General features: G+C 69.5%; 16 protein-coding genes. 8 read left to right on the top strand and 8 right to left on the bottom strand.

Annotated elements, in window-relative coordinates:
- Nucleotides 1-14: 14 nt before the first annotated feature.
- The 4 genes from OG223_RS18240 to OG223_RS18225 all read left to right on the top strand — a co-directional run bounded on the left by OG223_RS18240 (nt 15) and on the right by OG223_RS18225 (nt 2,623).
- Nucleotides 15-395, top strand: a complete 381-nt coding sequence (locus OG223_RS18240; RefSeq protein ID WP_329249427.1) for a VOC family protein — start codon at nt 15-17, stop codon at nt 393-395.
- A 322-nt stretch (nt 396-717) separates the two neighbouring features.
- Nucleotides 718-933, top strand: coding sequence for a hypothetical protein (locus tag OG223_RS18235; RefSeq protein WP_329249425.1), 216 nt, complete (start codon nt 718-720; stop codon nt 931-933).
- Between the two features lie 57 nt (nt 934-990).
- Nucleotides 991-1,740 (top strand): DNA repair protein RecO, encoded by a 750-nt coding sequence (gene recO / locus OG223_RS18230; protein ID WP_329249422.1) that lies wholly within the window; start codon nt 991-993, stop codon nt 1,738-1,740.
- 37 nt (nt 1,741-1,777) lie between these two features.
- Nucleotides 1,778-2,623: an isoprenyl transferase gene (locus OG223_RS18225; protein ID WP_329249420.1), complete on the top strand. Its 846-nt coding sequence runs from the start codon at nt 1,778-1,780 to the stop codon at nt 2,621-2,623.
- Nucleotides 2,624-2,726: 103 nt separating this feature from the next.
- On the opposite strand, the gene OG223_RS18220 is transcribed toward OG223_RS18225, so the two are convergent.
- The 4 genes from OG223_RS18220 to OG223_RS18205 are packed head-to-tail and all read right to left on the bottom strand — an operon-like array spanning nt 2,727 to nt 5,843.
- Nucleotides 2,727-3,137 carry a Fur family transcriptional regulator gene (locus tag OG223_RS18220; RefSeq protein ID WP_329249418.1) on the bottom strand — a complete coding sequence of 137 codons (411 nt, stop codon included), beginning with the start codon at nt 3,135-3,137 and terminating at the stop codon, nt 2,727-2,729.
- 59 nt (nt 3,138-3,196) lie between these two features.
- Entirely contained in the window at nt 3,197-4,099 is a 903-nt protein-coding gene (locus tag OG223_RS18215) for a metal ABC transporter permease (protein ID WP_329249415.1), read from the bottom strand.
- Nucleotides 4,099-4,887, bottom strand: coding sequence for a metal ABC transporter ATP-binding protein (locus OG223_RS18210; protein WP_443073720.1), 789 nt, complete (start codon nt 4,885-4,887; stop codon nt 4,099-4,101). The genes OG223_RS18215 and OG223_RS18210 overlap by 1 nt, the downstream gene beginning before the upstream one ends.
- Nucleotides 4,884-5,843, bottom strand: a complete 960-nt coding sequence (locus tag OG223_RS18205; RefSeq protein WP_329249412.1) for a metal ABC transporter substrate-binding protein — start codon at nt 5,841-5,843, stop codon at nt 4,884-4,886. The genes OG223_RS18210 and OG223_RS18205 overlap by 4 nt, the downstream gene beginning before the upstream one ends.
- A 131-nt stretch (nt 5,844-5,974) precedes the next feature.
- On the opposite strand from OG223_RS18205, the gene OG223_RS18200 reads away from it, so the two are divergent.
- On the top strand, nt 5,975-7,357 hold the full coding sequence (locus OG223_RS18200) for a glycine--tRNA ligase (RefSeq protein ID WP_329249408.1): 1,383 nt from the start codon (nt 5,975-5,977) through the stop codon (nt 7,355-7,357).
- A 213-nt stretch (nt 7,358-7,570) separates the two neighbouring features.
- Nucleotides 7,571-8,182, top strand: coding sequence for a LysE family translocator (locus OG223_RS18195; RefSeq protein ID WP_329249406.1), 612 nt, complete (start codon nt 7,571-7,573; stop codon nt 8,180-8,182).
- 3 nt (nt 8,183-8,185) lie between these two features.
- Here OG223_RS18195 and OG223_RS18190 read toward each other — a convergent pair whose 3' ends face one another.
- Nucleotides 8,186-9,232 (bottom strand): chitinase, encoded by a 1,047-nt coding sequence (locus OG223_RS18190; protein ID WP_329249403.1) that lies wholly within the window; start codon nt 9,230-9,232, stop codon nt 8,186-8,188.
- A 182-nt stretch (nt 9,233-9,414) separates the two neighbouring features.
- Between OG223_RS18190 and OG223_RS18185 the strand changes: the two genes are divergently transcribed.
- Together OG223_RS18185 and OG223_RS18180 are read left to right on the top strand one after the other, a co-directional pair.
- Nucleotides 9,415-10,425: an aldo/keto reductase gene (locus tag OG223_RS18185; RefSeq protein ID WP_329249400.1), complete on the top strand. Its 1,011-nt coding sequence runs from the start codon at nt 9,415-9,417 to the stop codon at nt 10,423-10,425.
- A gap of 26 nt (nt 10,426-10,451) precedes the next feature.
- Complete coding sequence (locus OG223_RS18180) at nt 10,452-11,036, top strand: TetR family transcriptional regulator (protein ID WP_329249397.1); 585 nt, start codon at nt 10,452-10,454, stop codon at nt 11,034-11,036.
- A 3-nt stretch (nt 11,037-11,039) separates the two neighbouring features.
- On the opposite strand, the gene OG223_RS18175 is transcribed toward OG223_RS18180, so the two are convergent.
- The 3 genes from OG223_RS18175 to OG223_RS18165 form a co-directional block, all read right to left on the bottom strand.
- Nucleotides 11,040-12,188 (bottom strand): serine hydrolase domain-containing protein, encoded by a 1,149-nt coding sequence (locus tag OG223_RS18175; protein ID WP_329249394.1) that lies wholly within the window; start codon nt 12,186-12,188, stop codon nt 11,040-11,042.
- Nucleotides 12,189-12,269: 81 nt separating this feature from the next.
- On the bottom strand, nt 12,270-12,476 hold the full coding sequence (locus tag OG223_RS18170; RefSeq protein ID WP_329249391.1) for a hypothetical protein: 207 nt from the start codon (nt 12,474-12,476) through the stop codon (nt 12,270-12,272).
- A gap of 122 nt (nt 12,477-12,598) precedes the next feature.
- Nucleotides 12,599-14,026, bottom strand: a complete 1,428-nt coding sequence (locus tag OG223_RS18165; protein ID WP_329249388.1) for an MFS transporter — start codon at nt 14,024-14,026, stop codon at nt 12,599-12,601.
- Nucleotides 14,027-14,047: the final 21 nt, after the last annotated feature.

Raw genomic sequence — 14,047 nt, 5'->3', positions numbered from 1 at the left:
GCTAGGAGGCTGTTGTGGCGTGTCGTATCGGTGAGCTCGTGCTCGGTTGTCGGGACCCCGAGGCGCTGGCGCGGTTCTGGTGCGAGGTTCTCGGCTTCGTCCTGCTGGAGAGCGAGGAGGGCCAGTGGGCGGAGATCGGGACGCCCGAAGGGTTCGGTGGCCCGCATCCGACGATCTTCTTCAGCCGCCGGGACGAGCCGGAACCGGGGAAGTCCCGGCTGCACATCGACCTCAACCCCACCGACCGTGATCAGGCCGCCGAGCTCGAACGCCTGCTGAAGCTGGGCGCGCGCTTCGCCGACATCGGTCAGACCGGGGAAGAACAGTGGCATGTTCTCGCCGACCCCGAAGGCAATGAGTTCTGTTTGCTCAAGGCCCGTATCAATCCGCTCTGATCTCCTTGCGTCTCCTCGCTCCGACGTTTTCCGAATGGCCTGTTCGAACCGGCCGATAAACGTGCCGCCGCCGTCCCGGCTCGACTTCGCCGACCTTCCAAGCCGTCTGCCGTGAACCGTTGGCCATGGCCAACCTCCCTGGTCCGCACCGCACTTGTGGTCGACAGACTCCTGCCGAGTGTAGGGGTGCGGGGGCTCCCTCGAGTTAAGAAGCGTGAAACTCGAAAAGGGAGGGGAGCCAGGTGTGGGCACACTGCTCGGAGGCGAAGGACACCTTGATGGAATTGCGGATTCGGGTGCGAGGAGAGCGATGGAGCCGCCGATGAAACCGCCGGTCGGATCGGTCGCCATGGACACCTGCACGGGGAGAGTCGGCATCGTCATGGGGCATGAGGGGCCTTATGTTCAACTGCGCCCGTACGGCGGCGGACGGGAGTGGGACGTCGAGCCGGCCGCCGTGCGGGACGCGACCCCGGCCGAGCGGCTGAGCGCGGCGACCGCGTACGCGAACGCCCGCAGCCGCGGCGAGGTGTCTTGAGGCGCCGGTGCCGCGGAACGGCGTAGGGCCACTGGGCCGTGGGGGACAATGGGCCCCATGAGTCTGTTCCGCGACGACGGCATCGTGCTGCGCACCCAGAAGCTGGGTGAGGCGGACCGGATCATCACGCTGCTCACGCGGGGTCACGGGCGGGTACGCGCGGTGGCGCGCGGGGTGCGGCGGACCAAGTCGAAGTTCGGCGCCCGGCTCGAACCCTTCTCCCATGTGGACGTGCAGTTCTTCGCGCGGGGGAGCGAACTGATCGGCCGCGGGCTGCCGTTGTGCACCCAGAGTGAGACCATCGCTCCGTACGGTGGCGGGATCGTCGCCGACTACGCGCGGTACACCGCCGGTACGGCCATGCTGGAGACCGCCGAGCGGTTCACCGATCACGAGGGCGAGCCCGCCGTACAGCAGTATCTGCTGCTGGTGGGCGGGCTGCGGACGCTGGCCGGCGGGGAGCACGCGCCGCATCTGATTCTCGACGCCTTCCTGCTGCGGTCGCTCGCCGTCAACGGGTACGCCCCGAGCTTCGGGGACTGTGCGAAGTGTGGGATGCCGGGGCCCAACCGGTTCTTCTCCGTGGCGTCGGGCGGGGTCGTCTGCGCCGACTGCCGGGTGGCCGGGAGCGTCGTACCCTCACCGCAGGCCCTGGATCTGCTCGGTGCGCTGCTTACGGGAGACTGGGAGACGGCGGACGCGTGCGAGGCGCGGCATGTGCGGGAGGGCAGCGGGCTGGTCTCCGCCTATCTGCACTGGCATCTGGAACGCGGGCTCCGCTCGCTGCGGTACGTAGAGAAGTCGTAAGCACCGAGGTTCAGAGAACAGAGGAAACGAGAACGTCATGGTCGTACGCGGGATTCTGGGGCGCCAGCGGCGCGAGTACAAGACGCCGGAGCCGCACCCTTCCGGGGCCCGTGCGCCGAAGCTGCCCGGTGAGCTGATCCCGAAGCACGTGGCGATCGTCATGGACGGCAACGGCCGGTGGGCGAAGGAGCGCGGGCTGCCGCGCACCGAGGGCCACAAGGTCGGCGCCGAGCGGGTGTTGGACGTGTTGCAGGGCGGCGTCGAGATGGGCGTCGGCGCGATCTCGCTGTACGCCTTCTCCACCGAGAACTGGAAGCGGTCGCCCGACGAGGTGCGCTTCCTCATGAACTTCAACCGCGACTTCATCCGCAAGACACGTGACACCCTCGACGAACTCGGCATCCGGGTGCGGTGGGTGGGCCGTATGCCCAAGCTGTGGCGGTCGGTGGCCAAGGAGTTGCAGGTCGCGCAGGAGCAGACCAAGGACAACGACGCGCTCACCCTGTACTTCTGCATGAACTACGGCGGACGGGCCGAAATCGCCGACGCGGCAAAGGCGTTGGCCGAGGATGTGCAGGCGGGTCGGCTCGACCCGGCCAAGGTCGACGAGAAGACCTTCGCCAAGTACATGTACTACCCGGACATGCCCGAGGTCGATCTGTTCCTCCGCCCCAGCGGCGAGCAGCGCACCTCCAACTACCTGATCTGGCAGAGCGCTTACGCCGAGATGGTCTTCCAGGACGTCCTGTGGCCGGACTTCGACCGCCGCGACCTCTGGCGCGCCTGCGTCGAATTCGCCCAGCGGGACCGGCGGTTCGGCGGCGCGGTCCCCAACGAGAAGCTCCTGGAGATGGAGAAGGACATGCGGGGCGGTTCTCTTTAGCCCGTCCGGCGTTTGAGGACGAGGCCCTTTCGGGGCCGAAGCGGGGGCCTGGGGGCGGCAGCCCCCAGAGACGCCCACACCAACACCCCCGCACAACAACCGCTCAACCCGCGGCGCACTCCGCACAGGTCCCGAAGATCTCCACCGTGTGAGCCACGTTCACATACCCGTGCTCCGCCGCGATCGCCTCCGCCCACTTCTCCACCGCGGGTCCCTCCACCTCCACCGCCTTGCCGCAGACGCGGCACACGAGGTGGTGGTGATGGTCGCCCGTGGAGCAGCGGCGGTAGACGGACTCGCCCTCGTCCGTGCGCAGGACGTCGACCTCGCCGGCGTCGGCGAGGTTCTGGAGTGTGCGGTAGACCGTGGTCAGGCCGACCGAGTCACCCTTGTGCTTGAGCATGTCGTGGAGTTCCTGGGCGCTGCGGAACTCGTCGACCTCGTTGAGCGCCGCCGACACGGCGGCACGCTGGCGGGTGGATCGTCCCTTTACGGGCGGGCCGGCCGTCGTCACCGTTGTCTCCTCACGTCTGCACTTTGCCGAGCCATTGTGCCAGCCCGGACTGTGCATGGTCAGACGCCGACCTCGTCGGCGGCCCCCCGTGTGGCTGGAATCGCGCACTCCACCGGGTCCCCGGCGGGTCGCGCGGCGGCCGCGGCCCGGGCCCGGCGCCGGGCCAGCGGAGCCGCCAGCGCGGTGAGCGCGATGAACGCGGCGATCGTCAGGAGCACGATCGTCGCGCCGGGTGGGACGTCCTGGTAGTACGAGGTGACGGTGCCGCTGACCGTCACGGTCACGCCGATCACGCCCGCGATCGCCAGGGTCGCCCCGAAGCTGCGGGTGAGCTGCTGGGCGGCGGCGACCGGCACCACCATCAGCGCGGACACCAGGATCAGGCCGACGACGCGCATCGCGACGGTGACCGTGACGGCCGCGGTGACCGCCGTCAGCAGGTTCAGGGCGCGCACGGGCAGGCCGGTGACCCGCGCGAACTCCTCGTCGTGGTTGACGGCGAAGAGCTGCCGCCGTAGCCCCAGGGTGACCACGATCACGAACGCCGCCAGGATGCCGATCGCCGTCACGTCGGACTGCGAGACCGTCGAGAGCGAGCCGAAGAGGTACGAGCTCAGGTTGGCGTTCGAGCCGCCCGGCGCGAGGTTGACGAACATCACGCCGCCGGCCATACCGCCGTAGAAGAGCATCGCGAGGGCGATGTCGCCGCGGGTCTTGCCGTACCAGCGGATCAGTTCCATGAGGACCGAGCCGAGGGCGGAGACGGCGGTGGCCATCCACACGGGGGAGGCGTTCAGCAGGAAGCCGAGGCCGACGCCGGTCATCGCCACGTGGCCGATGCCGTCGCCCATGAGGGGCTGGCGGCGCTGGACCAGGTAGATGCCGATCGCGGGGGCGGTGATGCCGACGAGGACGGCAGCGATGAGCGCCCGCTGCATGAAGGCGTAGTCGAGGATGTCCATCAGCTCAGCAGTCCTGTGTGAAGCGGCTGGTGCGGGTGTACGTGGTCGTGGCCGGGCAGCGCGTGCTGGCCCAGCGCGCGCGGCGGCGGGCCGTCGTGCTGGACGCAGCCGTCGCGGAGCACCACGGCCCGGTCGATCAGCGGCTCCAGCGCGCCGAGTTCGTGCAGGACGAGCAACACCGTCGCGCCTTCGGCGACTTGGCGGGTCAGGGTGTCCGCCAGGACCGCCTGGCTGGCCAGGTCCACGCCCGCCATCGGCTCGTCCATGATCAGGAGTTCGGGTTCGGCGGCGAGCGCGCGGGCGATCAGCACGCGCTGGTGCTGGCCGCCGGAGAGCGCGTTGACCGAGTCCTTGGCGCGGTCCGCCATGCCGACCAGCTCCAGGGCGTGCCGTACGGCGTCGTGGTCCGCCTTGCGCAGCAGGCCGAAGCGGGCGCGGGAGAGGCGGCCGGAGGCGACGATCTCGGTGACGGTGGCGGGCACCCCGCCCGCGGCCGTCGTGCGCTGCGGTACGTAGCCCACGCGCCGCCAGTCCTTGAAGGCGCGGCGCGGGGTGCCGAACAGCTCGATCTCGCCCGCGGACAAGGGGACTTGGCCGATGATCGTGCGGATCGCGGTCGACTTGCCGGAGCCGTTGGCGCCGAGCAGCGCGACGACCTCACCGCGGCGCACGGTGAGGTCGATGCCGCGCAGGACGGGGCGCGAACCCAGCTCGGCGCGGACACCGCGCAGCGATATGACGGGCTCGCTCGGCAAGTCGCTCATCAACTCGTCCTCCGTGCTGGTCATTTACTTCCCAGGGCCGTCTGCAGGGCCTTGAGGTTGGCCTGCTGGACCGAGAAGTAGTCCTTGCCGCGGGACTTGGCGGTGATGCCCTCGATGGGGTCGAGGACGTCGGTCTTGAGGTTCGCGTCGGCGGCGATGGTCTTCGCGGTCTTGTCGCTGACGAGCGTCTCGTAGAACACCGTGGTGACGCCGTCGGCCTTCGCCATCTTCTCAAGGTCCTTCACACGCTCGGCACTGGGCTCCGACTCGGGGTCGAGGCCGTTGATGGCCTCCTCGGTGAGGCCGTAGCGCTCGGCGAGGTAGCCGAAGGCGGCGTGCGTGGTGATGAACACCTTGGTCCTGGTGTCGGCCAGCCCGGTCTTGAACTCGGTGTCGAGCGCGTCCAGCTTCTTGACCAGGGCCGCGGTGTTGGTCTTGTAGTCGGCCGCATTGTCCGGGTCCGCCTTCTCGAAGGCCTTGCCGACGCCCTCGGCGACCTGGGCGTAGCGCACCGGGTCGAGCCAGATGTGCGGGTCGAGGCCGGCCAGTTCCTCGTTCTCCGAGGTGTCGTGCGAGGCCGCGTGGCCGCCGACCTCGTTGCCGTGCTTCTCCAGCGTGGTCAGGGAGGCCGCGTCGATCTTCGTCTTGAGCTCGGACTGGCTCACCGCGTCGTCGACGGCCGGCTGGAGGTTCTTGAGGTAGAGCACCGCGTCGGACTCCTGGAGCGCGGCGGTCTGCCGTGCGCTGATCTCCAGGTCGTGCGGCTCCTGGCCGGGCTTGGTCAGGCTGGTCACATGGACGTGGTCCCCGCCGATCTGCTCGGCGAGGTACTGCAGCGGGTAGAACGACGCGACGACGTCGAACTTGTCCGTGTTGGCCGCGGCTGCCGTGTCGGTGGAGCAGGCGGAGAGGGTGCCGAGGCCGAGGGTGGTGGCCGCGGCTATCGCGATCCCGGATATGTGGCGTCGTCGTACGTTCATGACAGTCATTTTCAACTGACATGGAAACCGTTGTCAACAAGGTTCGGGTGAGGAACCGATTTGATACGGGGGAGGGAGGCGCCGGTAACCTAAGTCATTCGCTGCCGTCCATTCGTCATGAAGAGAGCACCGTGGCCGCCGACAAGATCGACACCATCGTCAGCCTGAGCAAGCGCCGTGGCTTCGTATTCCCCAGTAGTGAGATCTACGGCGGCCAGCGCGCCGCTTGGGACTACGGGCCACTGGGTGTCGAGCTCAAGGAGAACCTGAAGCGCCAGTGGTGGCGCTACATGGTGACGTCGCGCGAGGACGTGGTCGGTATCGACTCGTCCGTGATCCTGGCCCCCGAGGTGTGGGTCGCCTCCGGTCATGTCGCCACTTTCTCGGACCCGCTGACCGAGTGCACCTCCTGTCACAAGCGGTTCCGCGCGGACCACCTGGAGGAGGCGTATGAGGCCAAGCACGGCCGCGCCCCCGAGAAGGGCCTCGCCGACATCAACTGCCCCAACTGCGGCAACAAGGGCCAGTTCACCGAGCCCAAGGAGTTCTCCGGCCTGCTCTCCACCCACCTGGGCCCGACGCAGGACACCGGCTCCGTCGCCTATCTGCGCCCCGAGACCGCCCAGGGCATCTTCACCAACTTCGCCCAGGTGCAGACCACTTCGCGCCGCAAGCCGCCGTTCGGCATCGCGCAGATGGGCAAGTCCTTCCGCAACGAGATCACGCCCGGCAACTTCATCTTCCGGACCCGCGAGTTCGAGCAGATGGAGATGGAGTTCTTCGTCAAGCCGGGCGAGGACGAGAAGTGGCAGGAGTACTGGATGGAGCAGCGCTGGAACTGGTACACCGGCCTGGGCCTGCGCGAGGAGAACATGCGGTGGTACGACCACCCCAAGGAGAAGCTCTCCCACTATTCCAAGCGCACCGCTGACATCGAGTACCGCTTCCAGTTCGGCGGCAACGAGTGGGGCGAGCTGGAAGGCGTCGCCAACCGCACCGACTTCGACCTGAACGCCCACGCCAAGGCCTCCGGCCAGGACCTCTCCTTCTTCGACCAGGAGGCCCAGGAGCGCTGGACGCCGTACGTCATCGAGCCAGCCGCAGGTGTCGGCCGCGCGATGCTGGCGTTCCTGCTCGACGCGTATGTCGAGGACGAAGCGCCCAACGCCAAGGGCAAGTTGGAGAAGCGCACGGTGTTGCGCCTGGACCACCGGCTCGCCCCGGTGAAGGTCGCGGTGCTTCCGCTGTCCCGCAACCCCGAGCTGTCCCCGAAGGCCAAGGGCCTCGCGGCCGCGCTCCGGCAGAACTGGAACATCGAGTTCGACGACGCCGGTGCCATCGGCCGCCGTTACCGCCGCCAGGACGAGATCGGCACGCCGTACTGCGTGACGGTCGACTTCGACACCCTTGAGGACAACGCGGTGACGGTCCGCGAGCGCGACTCGATGAAGCAGGAGCGGGTGTCTCTCGACCAGATCGAGGGCTACCTGGCCGGGCGTCTCGTCGGCGCCTAGGTCTGTCGGGGGCGCCCTTCCGGGGAGACCCCCATCGGCCCTGAAGGGGCCTCGTCCTCGAACGCCGGACGGGCGGAAGATGCCTGGACCGGCGCTTGGACGGTCGAACGCCGGACGGGCTGTAAATGCCCGTCCGGCGTTGGTGATTGGTCCCCGATGCCGGTGGTCCATTGGACCTGCCGCGAGGTCCGCCGCGCCGCCAGGCTGGCTCTCATGAGCCTCGCCTTCCTCCTCACCACCCTTGTCGTGGTCGCCACCCCCGGCACCGGCGTCGTCTACACCCTGGCCGCCGGTCTCTCCCGGGGCCGCCGTGCGAGCGTCCTCGCGGCCTTCGCCTGCACGCTCGGGATCGTGCCGCACGTGCTGGCCACCGTCGTCGGGCTGGCCGCGCTGCTGAACGCCAGTGCCGCCGCCTTCCAGATCCTCAAGTACGCCGGTGTCGCGTATCTCCTCTACATGGCGTGGGCAACTGTGAAGGACAGGGCGGCGATCGACGTCGACCAGGACAGCGCACCGATTTCCGCCGGCCGCGTGATCGTCCGGGGAGTGCTGATCAACATCCTCAACCCGAAGCTGACGATCTTCTTCTTCGCTTTCCTGCCGCAGTTCGTGAGTCCCGACGAACCCCACTCCGCCGTACGGATGTTGGCGCTCAGCGGAGTCTTCATGCTGGCGACGTTCGTCGTGTTCGCCGCGTACGGCGTCCTCGCCGCCTCCGTCCGCAGCCACGTCACCTCACGACCGAGGGTGATGACGTGGCTGCGGAGGAGCTTCGCGGGGTCGTTCGTGGCGCTGGGGGCGAAGCTCGCCCTCACGGCCAGGTGAACCTCAACGCCCTTGCAGCGCCTTCACGTTGTCGCCGAACGTCCAGTTCTTCGAGCCGTCCCAGTTGAGCGACCAGGTCATCAGGCCCTTGAGCGACGTGCCGTAGTGGCGCCAGGACTGGGAGACGAGTGACGGGGTCATGTAACCGCCGCCCGCGCCCGACTGGGCGGGCAGGCCCGGGACTTGCTTGTCGTACGGGACCTTGATGGTCGTACCCTGCACGACCAGGCCCTTGTTGAGGCAGTCGGTCTGGGCGGTGAAGCCCGCCACCGTGCCCGCCGAGTACGAGTCGCCGGAGCAGCCGTACATGCTGCCGTTGTAGTACTGCATGTTGAGCCACCACAGGCGGCCGTTGTCCGCGTACTTCTTCACGATCGGCAGATACGCGCCCCAGATCGAGCCGTACGTGATGCTGCCGCCGGTGACGTACGCGGTCTCCGGGGCCGTCGTCAGGCCGAAGTTCGAGGGCATCTGGGCCAGGATGCCGTCGATGATGCGGATCAAGTTGGCCTGGGACGTGGAGAGTTGGGTGATGTTTCCGCTGCCGACCAGGCCCGTCTCGATGTCGATGTCGATACCGTCGAAGTTGTACTTCTTCAGGATCGGCACGATCGTCGACACGAACTTGTTCGCCACGGTGGTCGAGCTGAGGTCGATGCCCGCGGCCGCGCCGCCGATCGACATCAGGATCGTCTGGCCGGAGGCCTTCGCCGCGCACATCTCGGCGGGCGTGGCCACCTTCACGCCCGCGTCCATGCCGTCCTCCCAGAGTGCCGTTCCGTCGGAACGGATGACCGGGAAGGCCGCGTTGATCACGTTGTAACCGTGCGCGGCGATCGCGGAGTTGGTGATCGGGGTCCAGCCGAAGGGCGGGTGGACGCCGTTGGACGAGCCGTCCCAGTTCTCCCAGTAGCCCTGGAGGACCTTGCCGGCCGGGCGGGACTTGACGGCGCAGGTGTCGGCGGCGGACGCGGCCCCGGCGACGGGGAGTTGGGCGAGACAGGCCGTCGCGAGGGCGGCGGCGAGCAGGTGCAGGGCGCGGCGGAGCATACGGGGCCTCCCGGTGGGGGTGCGGTGAGGTGTCGTAGGCATGACAGTGCTGGCATGAGAGTGCGCGTGGTCCAGACCTTTCGTCAAGAGGTATGGACCACGTCGACGGCAAGGGGAGTGATAGCTGGAATGACAGATGACAGATATTGAAATCTGTCATCTGTCATGCCAAGGTGGGGTGCATGACGATTCCCACGCGCTCACTCGGAACCACCGGCCCCCAGGTCTCCGCCCTCGGCCTCGGCTGCATGGGCATGTCCGCGCTGTACGGCGAAGCGGACCGGAGCGAGTCCATCGCCACCATCCACGCCGCCCTCGAAGCGGGCGTCACGCTCCTCGACACCGGCGACTTCTACGCCATGGGCCACAACGAGCTGCTGATCGGCGAAGCCCTGCGCACCGCCCCCGCCGCCCGTCGCGAACAGGCGCTCACCAGCGTGAAGTTCGGGGCGCTGCGCGGTCCGGACGGGGGCTGGTCCGGCTACGACGGCAGGCCCGCCGCCGTGAAGAACTTCGCCGCGTACTCGCTGCAACGCCTCGGCGTCGACCACATCGACGTGTACCGGATCGCCCGGGTCGACCCCGGCGTACCGATCGAGGAGACGGTCGGCGCGATCGCCGAACTGGTCGAGCAGGGGTACGTCCGGCACATCGGCCTCAGCGAGGCCGGCGCCGACACGATCCGCCGGGCCGCCGCGACCGCGCCGATCGCGGATGTGCAGTTGGAGTACGCGCTGATCACGCGCGGCATCGAGGACCGCATCCTGCCCACCACCCGTGAGCTTGGCATCTCCGTCACCGCGTACGGCGTGCTGTCCCGCGGGCTGATCTCCGGGCACTTCACCGCCGACCGGCAGCTCGGCGCGAGCGACTACCGGACGTACTCGCCGCGCTTCCAGGGCGACAACCTCCAGCACAACCTCGGCCTGGTCGAGCAGTTGCGGAAGCTCGCCGAGCAGAAGGGCGTCTCCGTCGCGCAGCTCGCCATCGCCTGGGTGCTGTCGCGGGGCGAGGACATCGTGCCGCTGGTCGGCGCGCGGACCCGGGAGCGGCTGACGGAGTCGCTGGGCGCGCTGGACGTCGTCCTGGACGCGGCGGACCTGGCCGCGATCGAGGCGGCCGTACCGGCGGACTCGGCGTTGGGCGGCCGCTACCCCGCCGAGGCGATGGCGCACCTCGACAGCGAGCGCTGATCCGGCCTGCGGGTACGGTCATCGTCATGGCAGCGAGCGAGACCCTGACCGCCGAGCGCATCCTCGAAGCGACCGAGGAGGTGCTGCGCCGCCACGGCCCGGCGAAAGCCACCGTGGTGGACGTGGCCCGCGCGCTCGGCGTCAGCCATGGCACCGTCTACCGGCACTTCCGTACGAAGGCGGCCCTGCGGGAGGCCGTCACCCAGCGCTGGCTGGACCGTACGTCGCAGGCGCTGTCCCGCTTCGTGACGGAGGACCGCGATCCGGAGGCCCGGGTGCGGGACTGGCTGGCGGGACTGTTCGAGGCCAAGCGGAAGAAGGCGGGCGGCGATCCCGAGCTGTTCGCCACGTACTCGGTGCTCGCGGAGGAAGCCGGCGAGGCGGTCGGCGCGCACATCGACGAGCTGACCGGCCAGCTCACCGCGATCATCCGGTCGGGCGTCGAGAGTGGCGCCTTCACGGTCCCGGACCCGGCCGTCGCCGCCCGCGCGGTGTTCCAGGCCACGGGCCGTTTCCACGATCCGGCGTATGTGCGGGAGTGGCGGAAGCCGGGTGTGGAGGGGGAGTTCGGGGCGTTGGTGGAGTTGTTGTTGCGGGGGTTGCGGGGCTGAGGGTCAGCCGTTCGCCGCACACTCCCAGAACTCCCGCATCAGCCGTGTCGGTGTCGGGCTGGTCATCGCCACCTGGGTCAGCAGGACCGTCACCGTGCCCGTCGGGGGGACGACGTGGGCCGTCGTGCCGGTGCCGCCGACCCAGCCGTAGCGGCCGGGGACGTTCCACGGGTCGATCGGGGTGACGTCGACCTGGCCGCCGTAGCCCCAGCCCTGGCCCTCCAGGAAGAGGGCCGAGGCGTCGCGCTGGGCGGCGGTGAGGTGGTTGGTGGTCATGCGGCTCACGGAGGTGGGGGAGAGGACCGGGGTGCCGTCCGGCGCCGTGCCGTCGGCTCCGAGCATCCGGCCGAACGCCAGCAGGTCGTCGGCCGTCGAGACCAGGCCGCCGGCGCCCGACGGGAAGGCCGGGGGCCGGCTGAAGCCGCCGTCCGGGGCGTCCGCCTGCTCCAGGGTGCCCTGCTCGCCCGGGGTGTAGGCGGTGGTGAACCGGTCCCGCTTCGACTCCGGGACCGTGAACCCCGTGTCCGTCATGCCCAGCGGCCCGAAGAACCGCTCCGCCAGGAAGTCGGGGAACGACGAGCCCGAGGCGCGGGCGACCAGGACGCCCTGGAGGTCCGAGCCGGTGTTGTAGAGCCACGCGGCGCCCGGCTGGCGCACCATCGGGATCCGGGACAGGGCGGCCAGCCACTCGTCGGGGCCGGGCTGGAGGTAGGGTGCGCGGCCGTCCCGCTGGAACGCGAGCAGCGCCTGGACGGCCGGCAGTGAGAAGTCGTCCGGGAAGCCCCACCCGGCCCGGAAGCTCAGCAGGTCCTCGACCGTGATCGGACGGTCCGCCGGAACCACGTCCTCGACCGGCGAGGAGGGCGTGCGGACCACCGTCGGCTTCGCCAGCTCCGGCAGCCACTCCTCCACCGGGGCGTCCAGCGCGAGACGCCCGTCCTCCACCAGCGCCAGCACCGCCGCCGCCGTGACCGGCTTGCCGACCGAGGCGATCCGGAAGATCGAGTCGCGGGCCATCGGGGCGGTGCCTTCGACGTCGAGGGAGCCGACGGCGACCACCTCGACGTCGTCGCCGCGGGCCACCAGGCCCACCGCCCCCGGCACGGTGCCGTCGTCGACGCGTCGCCGCAGGGTGTCGTGGAGAGAGCTCATCGGTCGGCCTTCCGGTCCGGGGAGTCGTATCGCATACGTCGGATACGACTCTCCTCGCCTCGCGAACTCATCGCTCCCCGGTCAGCCGGCGGACGGATCCACCGTCGCCTGGTGCTCCTCGGCCAGATGCTCCTCCGCCTTCAGCCAGGGCAGGAACTGGGCGCCCTTCTTCCAGCCGCACGTGTCACAACTGATCGTGCGCTTCGCGCCGGTGCGCAGCACCCGGACGATGTGCTCGCGTCCGTGCTGGTCCCAGCGGCTCACCTTGCTCGTGTTGATCTCCAGCATGATGTCTCGCCTCCGGCACAGAGTGTGCAGCAAGACCAACATCAATGGGGCTCAATTCACGCCGAGTTGTCCAAGCTGTGAACATGACATCCCGGATGTCGTCCGGCATGTCGTCCGGTATGTCAGCCGATCGTCCGCGGCAGCCGCAGGCTGAGCAGCCCGGTCAGGACGACCCCCGCCAACTGTGCCAGCAGAGTGATCGCCAGCGCGTCCCGCATGCCCATGCCCGGGACCAGGGAGAGGAAGAGGGTGCCGAGCGTGGCCACGCCCAGCGCCAGCGCGGACTGCTGGGTGGTGACCATCACGCCCGCGCCCACACCGGCACGGGCCGGCGGCACCTCGGACAGGATGATCCGGAAGATGATGGGCAGTTGGAGCGCCTGACCGGCACCGGCGACGGCCGCGCCCGGGAGCAGTTCGACGAAACCGAGGTGCGGCCAGGAGCGCCACACGGCCAGCACGATCAGTCCGAGGCCCACTGCCTGTATGACCGAACCGGCCGTCACGACCCGCGTGCCGTACCGCGTCACCAGGCGCGGCCCGGCGAGCGAGGCGAGGAAGAAGGTCACCGCCAGCGGCACCAGCGCCAGCCCCGCCGCGATCGGCCCGAGACCCGCGCCGCTCTGCAACGCCACCGCGATCACGAACATGAACCCGCTGAAGCCGATCGCGAACGGCAGGATCATCACCAGCCCGCGCCGCAGCGAGGTCAGCGCCAGCAGACTCGGCGGCACCAGCGGCGTACGGCCCTGCCGGTCCGCCCTGCGCTCCACCGCGTAGAACGCCGACGCGATCCCCGGGAACGCGGCCAGCGACAGCCACGTCCACAGCGGCCAGCCCGCCGCCCGGCCCTCGGTCAGCGGCACGAGCAGCGCCAGCAGGGACGCGGCGAGCAGGAACGTGCCGGGGACGTCCACGGGCTCCGGGTGCTGGGAACGCGTCTCCGGTACGACCTTGGCGGCCAGGAACAGTCCGGCGACGACGACCGGCACGTTCACCAGGAACACCGCGCGCCAGCCGGTACCGGCTATGTCGGCGGCGACCAGGACCCCGCCGAGGATCTGCCCGGCCACCATGGCGAGGCCGGCGGTCGCGCCGTACAGGCCCATCGCCTTGGCGCGGCGCGGGCCCTGGGTCGCGGACTGGATGGTGGCCAGCACCTGCGGGAGCATCGCCGCGGACGCCGCGCCCTGCGCGATCCGCGCGGCGACCAGCGTCCACGCGGTGGGCGCGAGCCCGCACGCAAGCGAGGTCACGCCGAAGGCGGCCATCCCGCCCAGGAACAGCCGACGGCGGCCGAACAGGTCACCGAGCCGGCCGCCGAGGACGAGCAGCACGGCGTACGAGACTCCGTAGCCGGCGACGACGAGTTCGAGGACGGCCTCGCTCGCCGAGAGGTCCTTGCCGATGGTCGGCAGGGCCACGTTCACGATGAAGAAGTCGATGAGGGGCAGCGCCGCGGCCAGCAGCACCGTGAACAGTCCGAGGCCGCTGAGCACGGGTGCCGCCGCCGGGGATCGGACGGTGCGGGAAGCGATGGTTTCGGTCACGCTGACGAGCGTGCGCCTCTC

The organism is Streptomyces sp. NBC_01478 (genome assembly GCF_036227225.1).
Classification (GTDB): domain Bacteria; phylum Actinomycetota; class Actinomycetes; order Streptomycetales; family Streptomycetaceae; genus Streptomyces.
This window is presented reverse-complemented; position numbering and strand designations above follow the sequence as displayed.

Coding starts and splice junctions, on each gene's coding strand:
- OG223_RS18235 (WP_329249425.1), top strand. CDS start 718: ATGAAACCGCCGGTCGGATCGGTCGCCATGGACACCTGCACGGGGAGA.
- recO (WP_329249422.1), top strand. CDS start 991: ATGAGTCTGTTCCGCGACGACGGCATCGTGCTGCGCACCCAGAAGCTG.
- OG223_RS18225 (WP_329249420.1), top strand. CDS start 1,778: ATGGTCGTACGCGGGATTCTGGGGCGCCAGCGGCGCGAGTACAAGACG.
- OG223_RS18215 (WP_329249415.1), bottom strand. CDS start 4,099: ATGGACATCCTCGACTACGCCTTCATGCAGCGGGCGCTCATCGCTGCC.
- OG223_RS18210 (WP_443073720.1), bottom strand. CDS start 4,887: ATGACCAGCACGGAGGACGAGTTGATGAGCGACTTGCCGAGCGAGCCC.
- OG223_RS18205 (WP_329249412.1), bottom strand. CDS start 5,843: ATGAACGTACGACGACGCCACATATCCGGGATCGCGATAGCCGCGGCC.
- OG223_RS18195 (WP_329249406.1), top strand. CDS start 7,571: ATGAGCCTCGCCTTCCTCCTCACCACCCTTGTCGTGGTCGCCACCCCC.
- OG223_RS18190 (WP_329249403.1), bottom strand. CDS start 9,232: ATGCTCCGCCGCGCCCTGCACCTGCTCGCCGCCGCCCTCGCGACGGCC.
- OG223_RS18185 (WP_329249400.1), top strand. CDS start 9,415: ATGACGATTCCCACGCGCTCACTCGGAACCACCGGCCCCCAGGTCTCC.
- OG223_RS18180 (WP_329249397.1), top strand. CDS start 10,452: ATGGCAGCGAGCGAGACCCTGACCGCCGAGCGCATCCTCGAAGCGACC.
- OG223_RS18175 (WP_329249394.1), bottom strand. CDS start 12,188: ATGAGCTCTCTCCACGACACCCTGCGGCGACGCGTCGACGACGGCACC.
- OG223_RS18170 (WP_329249391.1), bottom strand. CDS start 12,476: ATGCTGGAGATCAACACGAGCAAGGTGAGCCGCTGGGACCAGCACGGA.